The 19,849-nt window shown below is 71.4% G+C and carries 15 protein-coding genes and 1 tRNA gene; 4 read left to right on the top strand and 12 right to left on the bottom strand.

Annotation, left to right across the window (positions count from 1 at the left end; genetic code table 11):
* Positions 1–35: 35 nt before the first annotated feature.
* The 8 genes from WMF44_RS07000 to WMF44_RS06965 all read right to left on the bottom strand — a co-directional run bounded on the left by WMF44_RS07000 (position 36) and on the right by WMF44_RS06965 (position 9,309).
* On the bottom strand, positions 36–833 hold the full coding sequence (locus WMF44_RS07000) for an integrase (RefSeq protein ID WP_437298345.1): 798 nt from the start codon (positions 831–833) through the stop codon (positions 36–38).
* A 230-nt stretch (positions 834–1,063) separates the two neighbouring features.
* Positions 1,064–1,876, bottom strand: coding sequence for an integrase (locus tag WMF44_RS06995; RefSeq protein ID WP_437298344.1), 813 nt, complete (start codon positions 1,874–1,876; stop codon positions 1,064–1,066).
* A gap of 201 nt (positions 1,877–2,077) precedes the next feature.
* Complete coding sequence (locus WMF44_RS06990) at positions 2,078–2,878, bottom strand: hypothetical protein (RefSeq protein WP_437298343.1); 801 nt, start codon at positions 2,876–2,878, stop codon at positions 2,078–2,080.
* A gap of 84 nt (positions 2,879–2,962) precedes the next feature.
* On the bottom strand, positions 2,963–4,213 hold the full coding sequence (locus WMF44_RS06985; protein WP_437298342.1) for a glycoside hydrolase family 113: 1,251 nt from the start codon (positions 4,211–4,213) through the stop codon (positions 2,963–2,965).
* A gap of 185 nt (positions 4,214–4,398) precedes the next feature.
* Positions 4,399–5,409, bottom strand: coding sequence for a Uma2 family endonuclease (locus tag WMF44_RS06980; RefSeq protein WP_437298341.1), 1,011 nt, complete (start codon positions 5,407–5,409; stop codon positions 4,399–4,401).
* A 299-nt stretch (positions 5,410–5,708) separates the two neighbouring features.
* Positions 5,709–6,125 carry a hypothetical protein gene (locus WMF44_RS06975; RefSeq protein ID WP_437298340.1) on the bottom strand — a complete coding sequence of 139 codons (417 nt, stop codon included), beginning with the start codon at positions 6,123–6,125 and terminating at the stop codon, positions 5,709–5,711.
* Positions 6,126–6,663: 538 nt separating this feature from the next.
* Positions 6,664–8,649, bottom strand: a complete 1,986-nt coding sequence (locus WMF44_RS06970) for a protein kinase domain-containing protein (protein ID WP_437298339.1) — start codon at positions 8,647–8,649, stop codon at positions 6,664–6,666.
* Positions 8,650–8,961: 312 nt separating this feature from the next.
* The gene (locus WMF44_RS06965; protein WP_437298338.1) at positions 8,962–9,309 is read right to left on the bottom strand and encodes a transcriptional regulator; all 348 of its coding nucleotides are present in this window, start codon (positions 9,307–9,309) and stop codon (positions 8,962–8,964) included.
* Positions 9,310–9,513: 204 nt separating this feature from the next.
* Here WMF44_RS06965 and fusA point away from each other — a divergent pair, with 204 nt between their 5' ends.
* Positions 9,514–11,625, top strand: a complete 2,112-nt coding sequence (gene fusA / locus WMF44_RS06960; protein ID WP_437298337.1) for an elongation factor G — start codon at positions 9,514–9,516, stop codon at positions 11,623–11,625.
* A 25-nt stretch (positions 11,626–11,650) separates the two neighbouring features.
* On the opposite strand, the gene WMF44_RS06955 is transcribed toward fusA, so the two are convergent.
* On the bottom strand, positions 11,651–13,273 hold the full coding sequence (locus WMF44_RS06955; RefSeq protein ID WP_437298336.1) for a L,D-transpeptidase: 1,623 nt from the start codon (positions 13,271–13,273) through the stop codon (positions 11,651–11,653).
* 262 nt (positions 13,274–13,535) lie between these two features.
* On the opposite strand from WMF44_RS06955, the gene WMF44_RS06950 reads away from it, so the two are divergent.
* Positions 13,536–13,609: transfer RNA gene (locus tag WMF44_RS06950), tRNA-Arg, on the top strand.
* A 190-nt stretch (positions 13,610–13,799) separates the two neighbouring features.
* On the opposite strand, the gene WMF44_RS06945 is transcribed toward WMF44_RS06950, so the two are convergent.
* Both WMF44_RS06945 and WMF44_RS06940 read right to left on the bottom strand, forming a co-directional pair.
* Complete coding sequence (locus WMF44_RS06945; protein WP_437298335.1) at positions 13,800–14,675, bottom strand: hypothetical protein; 876 nt, start codon at positions 14,673–14,675, stop codon at positions 13,800–13,802.
* A 214-nt stretch (positions 14,676–14,889) separates the two neighbouring features.
* Entirely contained in the window at positions 14,890–15,924 is a 1,035-nt protein-coding gene (locus WMF44_RS06940; RefSeq protein ID WP_437298334.1) for a GNAT family N-acetyltransferase, read from the bottom strand.
* Between the two features lie 91 nt (positions 15,925–16,015).
* Here WMF44_RS06940 and WMF44_RS06935 point away from each other — a divergent pair, with 91 nt between their 5' ends.
* Both WMF44_RS06935 and WMF44_RS06930 read left to right on the top strand, forming a co-directional pair.
* Entirely contained in the window at positions 16,016–17,473 is a 1,458-nt protein-coding gene (locus tag WMF44_RS06935; RefSeq protein ID WP_437298333.1) for a PLP-dependent aminotransferase family protein, read from the top strand.
* Between the two features lie 338 nt (positions 17,474–17,811).
* Positions 17,812–18,474, top strand: coding sequence for a methyltransferase family protein (locus WMF44_RS06930; protein WP_437298332.1), 663 nt, complete (start codon positions 17,812–17,814; stop codon positions 18,472–18,474).
* 87 nt (positions 18,475–18,561) lie between these two features.
* Here WMF44_RS06930 and WMF44_RS06925 read toward each other — a convergent pair whose 3' ends face one another.
* Positions 18,562–19,848 (bottom strand): serpin family protein, encoded by a 1,287-nt coding sequence (locus WMF44_RS06925; protein WP_437298331.1) that lies wholly within the window; start codon positions 19,846–19,848, stop codon positions 18,562–18,564.
* Position 19,849: the final 1 nt, after the last annotated feature.

The raw sequence follows: 19,849 nt of genomic DNA, 5'->3' as shown, positions 1-19,849 counted from the left end.
TATCAGGTCCGGGTGCGGCACCGACGCCGCGCCCGCTACAGAAGTCGGCGCTCGTCTCGCGAGCCGCGGTGAAGCGAATCCGCGCTGATGCGCTCGATCGACAGGCCCGCCTTGCGAGCCCTGGCCTGCACGATGAGGGTGACCCCGCGCTCGGACAGCCGTCCACCGCACTGCCCCCATCGGTTGATCCCGACGAAGAGCGGCCCGCTGGGCACCAGCGCGCTGGCGTCGATCCACGAGCACACCGCGAGCGGCGTGCTCGTGATCGCATCATGCCCCGGCGGGATGAGGATCCGCCGCGCCGGCACCAGGAGCTCGATCCCTTCGCCGCGGCGGACGACGTCGGCGACGTTCAGCTCGACGAGCTCCGCGGGTCGAAGCCTCGCCGAGAAGCCCACGAGCAGCAGCGCGCGGTCGCGGAAGGCGGCCAGGTCATCCCCCATGACCGCCACGATCCGCCGCAGCTGAGCCGCCGTCAGGCCGGCCGTTCTCTGCGGTTCGTGAGAGCATGTGTCCGTGAGACGACGCAGCCACGTCATCACGAGCGGGTGGCTCATGGGCGGTACGTGGCCGTGCAGCTCATGAGCCTTGGCGATCGCGTTGCAAGCGACCTTCAGCGTTGAAGCCGACAAACGCTCCTCGGCAAGCATGGCGAGATAGAGGATCAGAAGCCGGGGCCGAGCGGGGAGCGCGAGCGAAGGGCGCGCGGCGCACCAGCCCACGAACTTCCGCCACTGCGCCGCGTAGAGCCGGCGCGTGTTGTCGGACAGCGCGACACCCTCGAACAGGCTTTGGAGCTCCGTGCTTGTCTTCGCGGCTTCGTCGCGATCCATGGTCGCCGGCCCCCCGTGAGCTGAACACGCCCCTCGACACACTGAGGCGCTGACGCGCCGACCCATCGCCGCGCTCAGGCATCGCGGGTGGTCGGGAATGCGCCCGTCGTCTTGCCAAACTGTGCTTCAACATCGGAACCAACGCAAGCAATAACGGAAGTGACTGCGCGAGGGGCTGACCTGGAGACGCGTCCGGCGCGAGCACCGGACGCGTCGCCAACGCCGAGACCTCACAGGAGCCGGCGCTCGCCCCGGGAGCCCACGCGGAGCGAGTCGGCGCTGATGCCCTCGATCGACAGGCCGGCTTTGCTGGCCCTGGTCTGGACGATCAAGCCGACGGCGCGATCGGACAGCCGGCCGCCCAGCTGCCCCCATCGATTGATCCCGACGAACAGCGGTCCGCTCGGCGCGAGCGCGGCAGCGTCGATCCATGACCGCACCGCGCCCGGGGTACACGTGTGCTGGTGACGCCCTGGAGGGATGACGATCCTCCGCGCCGGCACCAGGAGCTCGATCCCTTCATCGCGGAAGACGACGTCGGTGACATCCAGTCCGACGAGCTCCGAGCGCCGGAGCCTCGCCGCATAGCCGACGAGCACCAGGGCGCGATCGCGCAGGTCGACCCTGTGAGCGCCCATGGCCGCTGTCATCTGCGCGACCTGGGCCGCTGTCAGCTCGGCGGCTTTCTGGGGCTCTTGATCGCCTGCTTCGATGAGCCGGCGCCGCCAGGCGACCACGATCGGATGGCTCGTCGGCGGCGCGAAGCCGCGCAGCTCGTGCGCCTTGCCGATGGCGGTGCAGGCGCCTCTCAGCGTTGAAGCCGACCGGCCGCCCTCGGCGAGCGCGGCGAGATAGGCGACCACGAGGCGCGGCCGCGCCGGAAGCGCGCGAGCCGGGCGCCCGAGCGAGGCGCGCGTGGCGCACCACCCCACGAAATGGTGCCATTGCGCGCTATAGACCCGACGCGTGTTGTCAGGGAGATCGACTCCGTCGAACACGCTCTGGAGCTCGGTGCCGTTCTTCACGGCTTCGTCGCAGCCCATGATCACCACCCCGATGAGACAGACACGATCCGGTCGCGACCCGCTCGCAGGTGCCGCAAGCCTGGTCGCGACCCGCTCGCAGGTGCCGCAAGCCTGGTCGCGACCCGCTCGCAGGTGCTGCAAGCCCGGTCGCGACCCGCTCGCAGCACCGGCGAGCCTACCGGCGACCTGCTCTCCGCTGCTGCGAGGAACCGCAGCGCCTCACGCCGGCTTGTCGCCCGAAGCCGCGTCGGCCTCGACTCCCCCCTCTTCCGGCTCCGCCCCGGCGCTGGCCGCCGGCGGGGGATACCGCTTGAGCAGCTCGAGGAACGGCCTGTGCAGCGCTTCGACCTGCTCGCGCTTCTTCCCCGCGGGCAGGTGCTCGAGGAGCCAGACCATCTCGTCGTGGATGCTGTTGAAGGCGGTCACGCAGACCCCGATGGCCTCGCGCAAGCGCGTCGACCGCGCGCCCGGCCGGCCCTCCACCGCGCCGCGACCCATCCCCTTCGCCAGCGCGTCGGTCGCTGCCTCGATCCGCTTGAGGTGAGCGAGCGCGCCGATCTTCTTGAGATCGGCCTCCATGCGCTTGTTCTTGGCCGCTTCCAGCTGCGAGCGCCCGAAATCGACCTCGGCGCCATAGGTCAGGGTGGTCTGCCCGGTGCCGCCCCCCTTCAGCATGGCGCGCCGGACCCGCGTCGCGGCCGTGCGCACGGCCGCGTCCTCGTGCTCCTCGGCCGCGGCCACCGTGTAATCGAACGCCCGCTGCGCCGAATCCCATGCCGCGTCGAGCGAGCGGAGCACGTCGTCCGACGCGACCGCCAGGACCTCGTCGAGCCGCGCGATGCTCCACCGCGCGCGCAGCTTCCACGCCACCGGCCGCGGCGCCTCCAGGAGCAGCGGCGCTACCTGATCCGGCGCGTCGTACTTGTCGGTCGAGATCTCCCTCCACGCCCCTTCCTCGAGATCACCGATGAACGCGTGGAACCCCCGGTCGGGGACGTGACTGTACCCATAAGCTGCCATGTCTCTGCGCTCTCCTTTCGCCCTCCCCCGCGAGCGCGATTCTACGCTGAGCTCGGCCGGCGAGTGCAAGCGCAAGCAGCTCGGCTACTCGTCGGGATCGAGCTCCCAGCCGAAGAGCCCCGGGGTGCGGGCGCGGTGCCCGCCGAGCGCGTCGCCGGGCAGCCGGGGGCCGTCGGCGGCCCAGCGGGTGGCGAAGGCGTCGCGCAGCACGAGCTCCGCGAGCTTGCCCCTCGGCGAGAAGCCCCACTCGGCCTCCTGCGAGACGTCGTCCGGATCGGCGTAGAGCCGCCAGACGAAGAAGCCGGCGCACGTGCGCGCGTCGAGGAACGGCGCGATCACCGCGGCGTAGGCCTCGGCCTGCGAGCGCTGGTCGACCACCACGCCCTTCATGCGGTCGGGCCACTCCCACGGGCGCACGGCGGGATCGCGCCGCGTGGTGTAGCCGATCTCCGTCAGCAGGATCGGCTTGCCCCACGCGCGCGCCACGGCGTCCACCCCGGCCGCCACCTTGCGCCCGCCGCGCAGGAGCTCCTCGAACGACGCGCCCTCGCGCTCCGCCAGCGGGTAGAACGCGTTGATGCCGATGAGGTCGAGCGCGTCGAAGATCAGCGTGTGCTCGACGTCGTCCCAGTTCGCCGAGTAGGTGAGCAGCCCCGGGTACACGCGGCGCACCGCCTCGATGATCGGCAGGAAGCTCGCCGCCCGCGGCGTCGTCACCCAGCTCCGCAGCTCGACGCCCACGCTGAGCATCTCCGCGCCGCCCTCGCGCGCGACCGCGGCCCACGTGAGCAGGAACCGGCGGTACGACTCGGCCCAGCGCGCCCAGCCCGCGTCGTCCCCGGGGTCGATGAGGGCCCGCCACTCGCCGCTCTCGACCCAGAGGTGCGGGACGAGCAGCACCTTGAGCCCGCGCGCGTGCGCCTGCGCGATCGCCGCGAGCACGTTGCGCCGGTTCTCCTCGAACGGCGCCTCGAAGACGAGATCGACGCCCGTGCCCTTGCCGTCCCACACGCGGCCGAACGGCGTCAGGCTGACCCACGTCGCGCCCATGGCGACCGCCTCATCCATCGCCCGCCCGCTCGCAGCGGTGCCGTAGCCTCGGCCCGGGTGCCGCAGGTTCTCGATCGGCCCGATCGTCACGCCGCGCACGCCGCCCCAGCCAGACACGGCCCACCCCGCCGCGCCGTACGGCAGGTGCTCCGGCGCGACCCGCGGCGCCTGCTGCGCGACCCGCGGCGCGGCGCTCGCAGAGCGCACAGGAGCGCCGGCCACCGCCGCCGACACGGCGAGCGCCGCGCCCGCTGCGCGGGCGAGCGCCCAACCTCTTCGACTCATCCCTGGCACGGGCCGCCTTATACCAGGCAGGCGGACCGCCGGGCCGCGGACGTCACCCGCCGTCGCTCGCCTGGGGTCGCTGCGCGCCGTCGCTCTCCGCGGGCTGCTGCGGCTCGCGCGCGAGATCGCCCCACGCCCCGCGTGAGAGCGCTACAGATAAAACGGGGAGCGCCCACGGCCGGTGGTCAAGGTTTCGCCGAAGCAACGGCGGCCCATAGGGCGTCGAGGTCGATGGCGAGCCCCTCCAGACCCACCTGGGACATCGTGCCGTCGATCGCATCCAGGAACACGATGTAGCGGCCTCCGGACCCGAGCTCGAGAATCTCGAACGTGCGCTCAAGTGCATCGACGATCCAGTACCATCGCACGCCCAGCGCGCCGTATTCCCGACTGGTCGTCAAGCGTGCACGCCGGTGATCCGCGCGGTTTGCGGAGACCACCTCCAGGACCAGGACCGGCGTCGATGGCGCGCCAGCGTCGGCGGGCGGGTTGTTCGGCATGTAGATGCAAACATCGGGCTTTCGGCCCGTCGACGTCGATACGACGAGCTTGTGCCCTCGGCCGTACACGACCCCCCCGCGCGGTGATGCCCACGCGCGCAGCACCGCGAGAAACCAGCTCGCGACGGCTTCCTCCAGCGCCGTCGAGGTCTTCTCTTCGACGAGAACGCCGTCGCAGAGCTCGCCGGGGCCGTCGAACGCAAGCCATGCTTCGAGCGTCATCGGATCCGCGCGGAGGATGCTGAGCGTTGGCCACGCAGGCGGCACCGATTGCTCCTCACTTGCGCCTTCCCAGCGATCCCACCCCTCGTCCGGCTCCCGAACGTTCAGCGCCCGGAGCACCCTGCGCGCGGCCTCGACGATCGGCTCCGACGCCGGGCTCTTCCCTTCCCATGTCACGAGGCGAGCGCGCAGCTCCTCCAGCGACGCAACAAGACCCGTCGCGTCGCTGGAGGAGCGAAACGTCGTCAGGGCATTCTCGATCACCACCGCGAGAGCCTCCGCGGCCGGCGCCTGCTCTTGGGTTCGGATCGCCTTAGCAAGCAGGCGCGGCGCCGCCAGGAGCCCCGCAACGTGCAGCGCGGCTGAGAGGCCGATCGCGAGCTCTCGCGCCTGGTCCGCCGCCGCTACGGGCGGGGCCGGCGTCGCGCTCCCAGCGCCCTGTTCAAGCACATGTGTCTTGAGGTCGTCCGTCATGGCTTGCCGCTCACGGGTCCGTGCAGATGGGACCCACGAAATGGCCATTCAACGCGGAAACACCCCCGGCTCCGATCGCGACCACACTGGTCTGCGACGGCTTTCCAAGCTCGGCACAAACGTATGCACACCAGGACGTAACCACCAGGCTCTTCAAGAGCTCGGCCACCCACTCAGGACAGATAGAACATCTGGACTTGCCACAATCGGTGACATGACACATGTGCCTTACCGGCGGAGCATTGTATTTGCATGGCACACGAGAAGCGCAACCTTCATCGAATTCGCATTCGGGCTTTTCACGCCATGCCGGGAACGTCGCCGGATCCAGCGTCGCGAGCCACGCCTCCGCCGAGGCCGCCGCCGCGGGAAGGGTACTGCTGCATGAGCTGTTCGAGCGCGACGGCGTCGAGTGTGCTGGGATCGATGCCCGAAGACTCCGCCTGGGCGACCAGGTAGGCCGTGGTCAGCGACGCCTTGGCCTCGGCGAGCGCGAGTTGCTGCGGATCCACTTGGGCGAACGCCGCAGCGGCCTCGTCCTCCGGCGTGGGCTCTGGAGTGACCGGATTCTCCGGCGTCGCGCCCGTGTCCGTCCCGTCGCCGGTCGAATCCCCCTCGGCGCTCGGGCCAAACCGGATGACGCACCCTGGGGTCATCGAGTACACAACGAATGCCACCAGACCGCAGGCGAGAACCTTGGTACGGAAGACTTTCACGGACCTGCTTCTCCTCGTTTCGGACGCTATCACCAGGCTTCTGGCGCGCACCATTCCAAACTTCTGCCACCACTGCCTGGCCGGCGTGCTCAGACCGAGGTGATCGTAGAGCGCAAGCGTGGTGCCCTAGAACGACAAACGGGTTGAAACCGCGCGAAAGAGCAGAAATTCGAACCGCCAAGGCGCCGAAGACGCCAAGAATTTGTCTTCGTCTTGGCGTCCTCGGCGCCTTGGCGGTTCATTTCTCGCTCGCCCAACGTGATCGTTGTTCTAGTTCAACCAACGCGTGCAGCGTGGGCGTACGGTGGGACCACCGTTACGAAGGGCTTGACTTTCGGATCGCGTTTGGATCGGAACCCTCGCCAGCTTACCCCTCGGCGAGAAGCCCCACTCGGCCACCTGCGAGACGTCCTCCGGATCGGCATAGAGCCGCCAGACGAAGAAGCCGGCGCACGTGCGCGCGTCGAGGAACGGCGCGAATCGCCGCGGCGTAGGCCTCGGCCTGCGAGCGCTGAGGCGGACCGCCGGGCCGCGGACGTCAGCCGCCGTCGCTCGCCTGGGGTCGCTGCGCGGCGTCGCTCTCCGCGGGCTGCTGCGGCTCGCGCGCGCCCTCGGCAGGCTGCACCGGCGCGCGCTGGGACGCGTCGCGCTCCTGCCGCGCGCGGGTGGTCGCCTCGCGCCACGCCTGCTCGCGCTCGAGCTTCTCGCGCCGCCGCCGCCGCTCGCGCTCGACCTCGTCGTAGATGACGTCGGGGCGCCGCGCGTCGGGCCGGGCCCCTCGCGCTTGCGCCACCCGCGGCGCCTCGCTGTCGGGGCCCGCGACGCTCGCGGGAACCAGCTCGGCCGCCGGGGGCTCACCCGCCAGGGGCTCGGCCGCCAGGGGCTCGGGCTCGACAGGGACGGCCACGCTCGATCGCCTCGCCACGACCGACGAGCGCGCCTCCTGGACCGCGCGCTCCGCCAGCCCCTTCGCCGCAGGCAGCGCGCTCCCGCCTCCGTCGAGCGTGCGCATCTGCACGAGCCACACGCCGCCGATCCCCGCGAGCATCCCGAACAGCGCGAACGCGATCGCGAGCCGCCGGGGCCACGGCGACGGCCCCCGGCGCACCACCGTGAGCCGCTCCGCGTCGGCCTCGGCCAGGGCACGCGCCGGGAGCACCGGCGTGACGCGAGGCGCCGCGCCGTCGCTGACGCGGTGCACGACCTTGCGGCCGAGCGGAACGGGCGTGTCCTCGGCGGTCGGCTGCTGCCCTGGCCTGCCCGCCTGGGGATCGGAGCGGCGCTCCGGCGGGCTCACCGTCAGGACCGGCGGGGGCGGAGTCCGGCTCGCCCGGAGCTGATCGCCGCCGTCCCACCCCGCCCCCGCGTGCGACACCAGCGTGGCGTCGGACAGACGGCCTGCGGGAGATTCCCACTTGGCCGTCGTCTCGAGGTCGCTCAAGAGATCGTCGGGCGACATCCTCGGCAGGTCCGCCAGCGTGTCGGCCTCCCACTCGTCCGCGGCGACCGGAGCAGGCGTCGCCATGCGGACGGTCTCGTCCGCCCGGAGCGCCTCCCACACGCGCTCGGCCGCGTCCTCCGCGCCCTCGCCCCCGAAGCGCGCGAGCGCGAACGCGAGCTTCGCGACGTCCGAGGGGCGCGCCTCCGGGTCCTTGGCGAGGCAGCGCAGCAGGAGGGCCCGCAGCTCCGGGGGCTCGACGCCCGCCGGAAAGGGCGCGGGCGGCTCGGTCAGGACCTTGGTGCAGATCTCGAGCTCGGTCGGCGCATCGAACGGGCTCGCCCCGCAGAGCAGCGCGTAGGCGACCGCGCCGATCGACCAGATGTCGGCGCGCTCGTCGATGCCGCCCGCCGACCGCATCTGCTCCGGCGCCATGAAGAGCAGCGACGTCCGCATGGCGCCCGAGGCAGCGTTCGGCCCCTCGCTCTCGACGCCGCAGGCGACGGCCGACACCCCGAAGTCGAGGACCTTCACGCTCGGGGCGCCGTCGCCGAAGCTGAGAAAGAGGTTCTCGGGCTTGATATCCCGGTGGAGGATCCCGATGCCGTGCGCCTCGGCGACCGCCTCGCAGATCTGCAGGAGGTACTTCACCGCCTCCCTGACCCGGATCGGCCCGCGGCGCCGCAGGTAGCTCGTGACGTCGGAGCCCTCCAGGTACTCGCTGACAACGAACGGCGCGCCACCTTCGACCCCGACGTCGAGGATCCGCGCGACGTACCTGCCCTTGAGCGCGCGCGCGGCGCGGGCGCCCCGGAGCAGCCGATCGACGGCGTGCCTGTTCTCGACGAGCCTCGGATCGACGCGCTTGAGCGCGACGCGCTGGCCCGACAGGCGATCGGTGGCGAGCTGGACGACGCCCACGCCGCCGGCGCCGATCCGGGTCTCCACCGCGTACCTGCCGGCGACGATCTCTTGCCACCTCGGGCCGCCCTCGGCCGCCCGCGGCGCACGTTCAGCGTCGGTCCACGCGTCGGTCCGCTCCCGTGCGGCCGCGCGATCCTCTCCTCTGGGCTTCAGCGACGTCAACGCACTGCCTCGGTGTGTGTCCGCGAGCTCCGCGGACAGAGTCAAAGCCTGTCCCCTGAATAACAGATTCAGAGTGCTGCTATCGCGTCCATGACGTGTCGTCTAGTGACACCCGGGCACGAAAATGTCCGTTCTTCACGCATTTTGGCGCAGCTGGCTGGCCGGCCAGCTGGCCGGCCGGCCGGCCTGCAGCCATCTCCATCATCCGCGGCATCCGCGGCATCCGCGGCATCCGCGGCATCCGCGGCTATTTTCATGGGCCATCGAGCCATCGACACCGCGTCCATGCGTTCCGCGTGCCATCCACGCGGCTCACGGCGGGAGCCCCAATGCGAGCGCGACGAGATAATCGACGCCGCTCAGGATCAGGACGAGCGCTGCAGCGGACGCCGCGCCGAGCCCGAGCGCCTTCAGCGCGCGGAAGAGCGCTGTTCCGCGTGTTCCACGCGCCCCCGGCCGCCCGTGCTGGACGCCGCGCGTGACCCAGCACCACCCGAGCATGGACAGCGGGCCGAACGCGTAGAGGGCCGCGCCCCAGGTCGCTCCGTTCCAGCAAGCGGCGCGCTGCTCGGGCGTGAGCCGCCGTCGGTCCCAGCGCTGCAGCGCGAACGGCAGCGCGATCCCGAGGACCATCTGGAGCGCGAGGCGGAGAGTGCTCATTTCGTGCGCCGAGCTCCCGGACGAGCGCTCCACTCAGGCAGCGCCGGACAAGCGCAAATCGCCAGAGCACGCCGCAGCGCGTCGCGGCAGAGCTCGGGTGAGCGACTCGCTGCCCGGCTTCGCTGACCTCCTGCCCCGAGGAAAGCGCCGCAAAAATCGCGTGCCGGCCTTCTCGATCTCGACGGGGATTGGTACGAACGAGGGATGACAACGACTGAGGCAGGGGACATCAGGAACGTTGCAATCATCGGGCACAAGGGGGCTGGGAAGACATCGCTTGCCGAGGCCATGCTGTACGTCGCCAAGGCGACGGCCAGGCTCGGCAAGGTGGACGACAAGTCGAGTGTCCTCGACGAGACCGCCGAGGAAAAAGAGCACGTTTGCTCGTTCGAGGCGAGCGTCGCGCACCTCTCCTGGGCGGGGAAGAAGGTCAACCTCGTCGACACGCCGGGCGAGGGCAGCTTCCTCGCCGAGACGCGGCTCGCCCTCGCGGCGGTCGACGCGGCCATCCTCGTCGTGAGCGGCAAGGACGGCGTGCAGCCGATCACCGAGCGCGTCTTCGGCTGGGTGAGGGACGCAAAGCTACCGTGCATGGTCGTCGTCACGAAGGTCGACGCCGAGAACGCCCGCCCCGACGAGGTGCTCGCCGAGGTCCGCGCGCGCCTCAAGGCGCCGCTCGCGGTGATGGAGGAGCGCGTCGGCGAGGGGCTCCAGCACCGGGGGGTCGTCGCCATCCGGACGAAGAAGGCCTGGCTCGACAAACCCGAGGCGCCCGCCACGGCCGCCGGCTCTCCCGTGCCGGCCGACGCCGCGGGCGCCGTCGAGAAGGCCCGGGGGAAGCTCGTCGACGACGTCGCCGGCAGCGACGACGAGCTCACCGAGCGGTACCTGACCGAGGGCGATCTCACGCAGGAGGAGCTCGATCAGGGGCTCCGCGCCGCGGTCCGCCAGGGGGCGCTGATCCCGGTCTACTTCGCCTCCGGGGTCCGCCCGAGCGGCGTCGCCGCGCTGCTCGACGGCATCGTCGAGCTCGTGCCGCCGCCGACCGAGCACCCGGCCTGGAGCGGCGTCGTCCCGAGCGGCAAGCCCGGCGCCGCGCCGCAGGCCGCGGAGCGGCCGTCGTCGGCGGAGGCCCCGGCCGCGGCGTTCGTCTTCAAGACCTCGATCGATCCGCACGCCGGCCGCACCTCGTTCGTGCGCGTGCTCTCCGGCGTGCTCCGGCCCGACGCCACGGTGCTCAACGCGAGCACGGGCGGCTCGGAGCGGCTCGGCAAGATCCACAGCGTGGTCGGCAAGGACCACAAGCAGGTGGACGAGGCGCGCGCCGGGGACATCGTGGCGCTGCACAAGCTGAAGGCGACGCTGAGCGGGCACACGCTCTCGGACGAGAGGCACGCGTTCCTGCTCTCCGCGCCGGAGCTGCCGCCGGCCCTCTTCTCGCGCGGCGTGCGGTTCGACGCCAAGGGCGGCGAGGACAAGGTCGGCAACGCGCTCTACCGGCTGACCGAGGAGGACCCGGGGCTCAGCGTGCACCAGGACGCGTCGACCCGCGAGCTCGTCGTCTCGGGGCTCGGCGCCCTGCACCTCGAGATCACGGTGGAGCGCATCCGCCGGCGCGTCGGGGTCGACTGTCGGCTCGGCCCGCCGCACATCGCCTACAAGGAGACGATCTCGAAGAAGGCCACGAACATCGAGGGCAAGCACAAGAAGCAGACGGGCGGACATGGCCAGTTCGGCGTCTGCTACATCGACATGGAGCCTTTGCCGCGCGGCGGCGGCTTCGTCTTCGAGGACGCGGTCGTGGGCGGCGCCGTGCCGCGGCAGTTCATCCCCTCGGTCGAGAAGGGCATCGTCAAGTCGATGTCGAAGGGCGTCCTGGCGGGCTACCCGATGATCGACGTCAAGGTCCGGCTCTTCGACGGCAAGTACCACGACGTCGACTCCTCGGACGCGGCGTTCCAGATGGCGGGCAGCAAGGCCTTCAAGGCCGCCGCCGCGCAGTGCGCGCCGGTGCTGCTCGAGCCCATCGTGCGGCTCTCGGTGACGGTGCCGAGCGTCGCGATGGGCGACATCATCGGCGACATCAACAGCCGCCGCGGGAGGATCATCGGCACGGACTCGGTCGAGAGCCAGACGATCGTGAACGCGTTCGTCCCGCTCGCCGAGGTGCTCGAGTACGAGTCGAAGCTGAAGAGCATGACCCAGGGCAAAGGCACGTTCACGATGAACGTCGAGCACCTGGAGGTCTGCCCGCCGATGGTGCAGGACAAGGTGATCAAGGAGAGCGGCTTCAAGGCCGAGGCCGACGAGGACTGACCCGCGCCGCTTCCTGAGCCCCGCTCTAGGGATGGATGTGGACGATGGTCCCTTCCCCCGTGGCCTTCCCCGCGCTCACCCCGTGCCATCCGTCGGGCACGGGGGGATCGGTCCAGAGGAACACCCGGCGCGCGTCGATCGGCGACAGGTTGATGCACCCGTGGCTGCGCGGCTTGCCGTAGTCGTCGTGCCACGGCGCCGCGTGGATCGCGTAGCCAGCCTCGAAGTACTGCACCCACGGCACGTCGCGGAGCTCGAACTTGTTGTCGACCTCGTGCGCGTCCATGGTCGTCGTGACGTGTTTGTCGCGGATCCGGAACGTCCCGCGCACGGTCGAGAAGGTCTTCTTGGGGTCGCCGAGCCCGTCGCGCCCGGTCGCCGCCGCGGTCGCGTAGACCGGCCTGTTGCCCTCGTAGAGGATCAGCGTCTGGGTGAGGATCGAGATGTCGATCCACTTCACGTTCCCCTGCGCGAACGACGGCAGCTCCGAGGGCTTCACCGCGATGGCGACGTCGGAGTCGCGCACCCACGTCCCGTCCTTCGCCTCGACGAGGCGGGCGCCGCCGACCTTCTTCGAGCGCCCCGTGAGCTGCACGGCGGTGTGCCAGGGCAGCGCGCCCGCCTTCTCCATCTCGCCGCCGGAGATGTCGTAGCGCTTCGCGCCCTGCCGGTGCACGAACGCGAGCGGCAGCTCCCATCCCTTGGTCATGTCGACGCCGTGGAACGTGGAGCCGCGGGCGGGCTTGAGCTTCGAGGTGGGCACGAGCCGCGCGTCGGTGGTCAGGGCGAAGCGCCGCCCGCCGTCGCCCATGAAGGTGTCGACGAGGGCGAGCCCTGCCTTGCGCGCGATCCGGTTGGTGATGATCGCGTACCCTGGGACCTTGAACGACGAGATGTTCGGGAGCTGCCGGCCGCCCTTGAAGAACCAGGGGATCTCGTCGCTGCCGTTGCCGCCGAAGAGCTCGCTGTCGCCGAGCTCGGGCGGCTCCGCGGGCGGGTCGGCGACGGCGTTGCCCGCCGCGTCGAGCGGCACGTCGTTGGCGCCGACCTTGACTTCGTCCCACTTCTTCTTGAGCTTCTTGTAGCTGCGGAGGTGCCGCTCCAGGCTCATCTCGTACTTGAGCTGCTCCTTCGTGGACGGCATCCGGTAGTAGTTCGGCGCGATGGCCCGGACGAAGGCGTACGGGTACGGCATCGGCTTGGACAGGTCGGGCCGCCGCGTGAGCGCCCGGAGGATCGGGTGCTGCGTGTCGATCGTGGCGTCGCTGTCCGCGCACATGAACCCGGCGGGCAGCACGCGGTAGTAGCCGCCCTGGCAGTCGTCGAACGCGGCAGGCTTCTCCCCGCGGGGCGCCGTCCCGCCCGCGCGGAGGTAGCCGAGCTTGGCCGAGCGCCGGTCCGCCTTCTCGTAGATGGGCGCGACCATCTGCACGGCGCCGATGCGGGGCCCGTCCGGGCGCGGCAGGGTGGCGGGGTCGTTCTCGGCGGCCTTCTGGGCCGCGCCCGCGGACAGGCTGATGATGCCCTCGGGCGTCGCGTTCTCCCCGCCGGTGCAGGCCGGCAGGGCAAGGGCGACGACGGCCAGGGCGAGCGGGAGGGGTCCGCGCGCCGGGGCCGGGAGCGCGGAGCTTCGCTGTCGGGCATCCATGCTCCGGGAATGCCGGACAGACGGGCAGGGGGCCAAATTTTGGCCGTCGCGCCGCCGCCCTCGCGGGCGGGCGGCGGCGGCGCCACGGCTGGCGCGGGCCCTCGGCGAGCGACGGGTGACGACGGGTGACGACGGGTGACGACGGGTGACGGCGGGGGGACGGCGGGGCGGGAGGGCGGCAACGCGCAAAGGTGCAGGAATGGGGTTGCGCGAGAGCCCGGTCTTGGGTAGGTTCGGGGCCCCTCGCGAAACCCGCGAGAGTGCGCCACTAGCTCAGCTGGATAGAGCGTCGGCCTCCGGAGCCGAAGGCCAGTGGTTCGAATCCACTGTGGCGCGCTGGGTCCTCTGCCTTTCCGCAACGTTCGCGGCTGGCTGGTCTGCGCTTCGCCCGGAATCCACGCGAGCGCAAGGTGGGGAGCTGGTTCCCCGAGCCTCCGCGCGTTGATCGCCGGCGAGGGCGCGACGGTGGCCGACCGACGCCGCGGCGGTCGCGTCGGTGGCGTGGCCGCGCGCCCCAGGCGAAGTTCTAGGGGCCATCGTTCGCTTTTGCGCCAATCAAGACACGCCACTCATCAGCGTAGCTCGGATCGTCGCTCGGGAGGTAGGCGTCAGGGCCGCGCGCGTAGTTGTCCACGCTCGTGCCCACGATCGCGCGGTATGCCCCGCTCGCGTCGATATCACCTTCGTGACCGTCGAGAATCGATGCGCCGGGCACACCGCCGACCCGGAACGAGATCCGGGATCTGCGGCTGCTCCGGTATTCATCTCGAATTTCTAGGGGACATCCTTCTCCGGTGGCCGGCAACATCGAGATCGGCGCGAAGTAGCCTTCAGGGGTCCAGCTCGAAGCGCGAACGCCTCCCGCGAGCAGCGCGCCCGTGACATCGGAGCCGGCGCGCACCTCGAACCACTGATAGACCGCGTCGAACTCGGCATATCGCGCCGCCCGGAGGAACACGGGACCGCTCGCCGGAATGGCACCGAGGATGTGCGGATTGGAAATGGTGAGCGTCAGGCCGTGCACCGTGCCGTCTGCGGACGTACACGCGAGGTCGCGCGACGCTGCGCTGGCTGCCTCCACCTGGCAGGGCGCGGCGAGATTGTAATCATAGACATCGGACGGCTCTTTCGGCCAATCCTCCACAATGAGCTCGAAATCAGCCGAAATCCCGGCCTGTCGAGGCTCGCAGACGGAAGTCTGCTCTGGGTTCGCCGGGTCGTCGTCGTTGCCCATGGGATCGTCGTTGCCCGTGGGGTCGTCGTCGTTGCCCATGGGATCGTCGTTGCCCGTGGGGTCGTCGTCGCCCGTGGGGTCGTCGTCGTTGCCCCCGAGGTAGTCGTCGTTGAACGGGCGAGCAGCAGGACCGCACGCGATCGTCGTGCAGACGGGTGCGAGAGCCATGAGCGCAACAGCAAACGCGGATAACGTGCGTCCCATGCGACGGCGAATACGCAACGGGTGTGCCGGCACGGACATCGACGAAACCGCGGCATCTCGCGTCGTGCACACCAACGTGCGTGGCACACATCGTCATGGTTTGTTACGGAATGCGCCATGCGTCCCGTGAGCCGCCGCCGCGCAGCCGCACGGCCCCGTCGCGCGCCCGAGCGCCGCTTCACGCGCGGACGAGCTGCATCTCCGTCGACGTGAACGGCCGCGGCGGCAGCGCCTCGCGGTCGCGGAAGCCGAACCGCGCGTAGAACGTGTGCGCGTCCTGGGTGCCCAGGTGGACGTGGCTCGCGCCGCGGAGCGCGGGATGCCCGAGCAGCAGCCGCACCACCGCCTCGCCCACGCCGCGGCCCCGCAGCGAGGGCGCGACCATCACGTCGTACATCCACGCGCGCCTGCTCCCGTCGCTGATCGCCCGCGCCGTCGCCACGAGCCGGGCCGCCGCGTCGCGCGCGCCCACCCACGCCGACGAGCCGAGCAGCGCCCGCGCGATCGCCTCGCGCGACACGCCCTGGTTCCAGTAGCCGCCCTCCAGCAGATCGACCGCCTCGGCCACGTCGCGCGGGCCCAGCGCGCACGCGAGCACGCAGCCCGCCGGCGCCTCCAGGAACCCGGGCACCGGCGTGTCCGGGCAAGCGCCGCGGAGCAGCTCGATCGCCGCGGGATCGCCCGGCGCACCCCGCTCCCAGAGCTTCGTGAGGATCCGCGCCCGCTCCTCGGGCGTCCGGTTCTGCGCGAGCTTCGCCTTGCCGTCGAGCCGCGACAGCGGGACCGCGAGCACGAGGATCCCGGCGATCGCCTTGCGGTAGAGCGGGCTCGACGCGTCGAGCGGCGTGTACCCGCCCTCGGGCTGGTACTTCTGCATCAGCGCCTCCAGCACCTCGGCCTTGTGATCCGGATCGTCCACGCGCTCGATCACCCCGTGGACCTGCGCGCTCCGGTAGAGCGTCGTCGCCGGGCACGCCCGCTCCGGATCGGTGAAGTAGCTCGGGATCGACGCGACGACCTGCTCGCACGACACCACCGCGGGCCGGCCGACGGCCTCGGTCTTCTCGCCCACGGGCGCGCCGTGGAACGCGATCGCGCCCCGGACCACGACGCCGTGCACCGTCCTCAAGACCGGCTCGCCCTCGGCCGTCGTCGACGCCAGGTGGACCACCTCCGCGAGACCGAGGAGCGCCTCGGCCTCCGCCCTCTCCATGCGAAACATCTCCCTGCGCATGGACCGAGGTTGGCGCGCACCTGGTACTCTCGAAAGATCCGGTTCGCCGATTTCTGCTAGACCAGCTGGCATGCCCTGGGAGCTCGCCCTCGCGGTCGATCCCGCCGCGCCGCAGCCGATCTTCCTCCAGATCGCGCGCGCCCTCGCCGACGACATCCGCCGCGGCCGGCTCCGCGCCGGCGCCGAGCTGCCGGGCAGCCGCGCGCTCGCGCGGTCCCTGTCGGTCCATCGCAACACCGTGCTCGCCGCGTACCGCGAGCTCGCCGCCGAGGGCTGGATCGAGGCCAGCGCCGCGCGCGGCACCTTCGTCTCGGCGGAGCTGCCGGCGCCGGCGCCCCGCGGCTTCGCCCGGCGCGCGGCCGCGCGGGCGGAGGTGCCGGCGCGGCTCGGCTTCGATCTCGGCGCGACCTCGCTCCGGCACGTGCCCATCATCCCGCCCGGCACGCTCCGCATGAGCGGCGGCCTCCCCGACATGCGCCTCGTCCCGACCGCGGCGCTCGCGCGCGCCTACCGCCGCGCGCTGCGCGCCGGGTCGACGCGGCTGCTCGACTACGCCGATCCGCGCGGCGACGAGCGCCTCCGCGCCGCCCTCGCCGCGATGCTCTCGGCGGTGCGCGGCCTCGCCGCAGGGCCGGAGTCGGTCCTCGTCACGCGCGGCAGCCAGATGGCGCTCGACCTCGTCTCGCGCGCCCTGATCGCGCCGGGCGACGCGGTCGCCGTCGAGTCCTACGGTTACCGCCCCGCGTGGGAGGCGCTCCGCCTCGCCGGCGCGCGGCTCCTCCCGCTGCCGGTCGACGCCGCGGGCCTCTCCGTCGACGCGCTCTCCGAGCTCGCCGAGCGGGAGCGCCTGCGCGCCGTCTACGTCACCCCGCACCACCAGTACCCCACGACCGCGGTGCTCGCGCCCGGCAGGCGCATCGCGCTCCTCGAGCTCTGCCGGGCCCGCCGGATCGCGATCCTCGAGGACGACTACGATCACGAGTTCCACTACGACGGCCGCCCGGTGCTGCCGCTCGCCAGCGCGGACACGGCCGGCGTCGTCGTCTACATCGGCACCCTGTCCAAGATCCTCGCCCCCGGGCTCCGGATCGGCTTCGTGGTCGCCCCCGAGCCGCTGATCGAGCGCCTCTCCCTCCACCGCACCTTCGTCGACCGGCAGGGCGACCACGCCGTGGAGCGCGCCGTCGCCGAGCTCCTCGAGGACGGCGAGGTGCAGCGCCACGCGCAGCGCGCGCGCCGCGCCTACCGGGCGCGGCGCGATCGGCTCGTCGCGTCCCTGCGCGCGCGGCTCCCCGGCGCGCTCGACTTCGCCGTGCCAGCCGGCGGGATGGCCCTGTGGGCCAAGGTGGACGCCGCGATCGACGCGGACGCCTGGGCCGAGCGCGCGCTCGCGCGGAAGGTGGCGTTCTCCGCGGGGCGGCGGTTCGCGTTCGACGGCAAGAAGCGCCCCTTCCTGCGGCTCGGGTTCGCGGCGCTGGACGAGCGGGAGATCAGCGATGCGGTGGAGAGGATGGTCGAGGCGGTGTGAACGCCCAGGCGGGCGGGCCAGCTGAACACCGCGGCCCTCCGAGGGTCGATGGCGCACGTGGAAGCGTGGAATCGTCGACGAGACATCCCTATCTCCCCGTCTCTCCGGATACGCCTTCCCCGTGCACCACCGTGTTCCTCCGCAAGCCCCGATACGGCTGAACTCTCCTTCTCCCCCGCAGGCGCTGTCTCCGACAGACCTCGATCGTCCCGCGGCCCCGCCGTCGTCGAAGCGCGCTGCGCCCGCGGTGGATGGATGATGGATCCGACGCGGCGAAAGCCCCGCTGGCTTGACCTCGCTCGCGCCCCCTCTCACGATGCGAGGTAAGGGGGAATACAATGAATGGCGCGGTGCTCTACGACCTCGCGATGCGGCTGCCGCTCGCCGTCCTCATGCTCCATAACGCCCTGTTCGTCGGGCGCGAACTCTATGCTCACCTGTTTCTCTGGAGCGGGCCCAGGGGGCTCACGTACGGGACGACGGTGGCCTCGCTCGTGGCCACCGAGGCCTACCTGCTGCTCGTCGCGACGTTGACGCTCGTTCGCCTCCGCCCTGTACGCAAGCTGAGCGGCATCGTACCTCGCATCACCGCGCTCGCCGCCGGCCTGCTGCCGGCGAGCATCGCATGGCTGCCCAAGGCCCCGCCGATGCCCGGCCGTCAGGTGGTTGGCACGCTGTTCATCATCGCTGGAATGGGGCTCGCCGTGGTCAGCATCGGGTGGCTGGGCAAGTCGTTCAGCGTCATGCCGGAGGCGCGACGGCTCATCACCAATGGCCCCTACCGGCTCGTGCGCCACCCGGTCTATCTCGCCACCCTGATCCAGGGGACGGGGATCATCTTGATCTATCCGTCCATCGCCGCGGTCCTGATCTACACGGTCGAGATGATCCTGCAGGTCATCCGCATGGGCTACGAGGAGCGCGTGCTGCGCGACACCTTTCCGGAATACGACGACTACGCGCGCCGGACGTCCGCGCGGCTCGTCCCCCGCCTCTACTGAGCAGGGCTCGCGCGGCAGGCATGCGGCGCCACGGGACAGGGTGCAACGCCTGTCGCGGGATGCCTCGCTCGCCCGGACCCGGCGCTCTTACCTGGACGGGTCGGCCACGCGGCCGACGAACAGGATCGCGCTCGTCGCGCGATCCCGGATGACGAAGAGGAACGGGCGGTCGAAGCGGATGGTGGCGGGCTCGGGCGCCGACGTCTCGCCGATCACCATCGCGGTCGCCGCCGCCGCCTCGGTGCCCGCCTCGTTCACGGAGACGAACGCTTCGTGGAGCACATCGGTGATGAACAGGCCGCCCTGGCCGTCGATCCCCGAGAAATCCGCGCGATCGGAGAAGGCGGCGGGCATCCCCAGATCCTCGAGCGGCCGGGCGAGATCCAGGGTCGAGGCGATCTTGAACCGCGGCAGCGCCATCGTGACGCTCCGCGACCCGAGGGAGGCGAGGACGCCCTCCAGCCGCTCCCGATCGAGCCCCGCCTCGAAGCCCCCGAGCTCCGACGGCAGCACGAGCACCATCGACAGCTCGCCGCCGTCGTAGGGCAGCTCCAGCGCCTCGTAGCCGTCGCCCTCGCCATAACGGACCTGCGCGTGGTTGGTCATCATCGGAACGGACACCGTGGAGCCGTCCGCCAGGGTGAAGCTCCCCGGAGTCGTCTCCTCCTCCTTGAACGGAAGCTGCCAGGCAGCGTTGAAGTAGATGGCGTTCGTCAGCACGAGCCGGGTCGAGGGCCCGAGGGCGCCTTCAGGCAGGATGTCCTCGATGCGGCCCGCGGTGCGCTCGGCCACCCAGCCATTGATGATCTCCCGCGCCTCATCGGGCGCCTGGACGAAGTCGACGACGTGCAGCCCGGCCCCGTAGCTCTCCGCCAGCACGTCGAGGAACGACGGCACGAACGCGGAGCCGACCTGCCCCCAGATCGCGTTGGCCACGTGGAGCCGGAACCCCTTGCCGTCCTGCCCCTCGGCGCCCTCGCCGCGGCGCGCGAGCGCGAGATCGAGCGCGTTGAACGCCGGGTGGAGCCGCGCTTGCGGCAGCGTGAAGCGCAGCGCGCGCGCCATCTGCTCCGCCGTCTCCCCGCGCGCGCCGGCGGTCGTCATCGCCAGCGCGCTCGACACGCTGTGCGGCGAACAGAAGAGGTTGCCCGGCGCGGCGCCGATCCGGCGGTAGAGATCGAGCGCGAACGCCGTGTTGCCGAGGGCGAGCTCCCTGGCGTCGGCCTCTGGCACCCGAGGGGCGCGGGCCCGCTGCCTGTCCGAGGCGACGACGCAGCCCGCGGTGCCCGGATCGGCGCACCCGGGCCGCGGCTCCGGCTCGGCGCCGCCAGAGGAGCAACCGGCGCAGAGCAGGGAAAATGGCAACAGGACCACG

The sequence above is a fragment of the Sorangium sp. So ce426 genome, assembly GCF_051475585.1.
Taxonomy (GTDB): domain Bacteria; phylum Myxococcota_A; class Polyangia; order Polyangiales; family Polyangiaceae; genus Sorangium; species Sorangium cellulosum_B.
The sequence above is the reverse complement of the archived record's forward strand: the minus strand, read 5'-3'. Positions and strand labels throughout refer to the sequence as shown.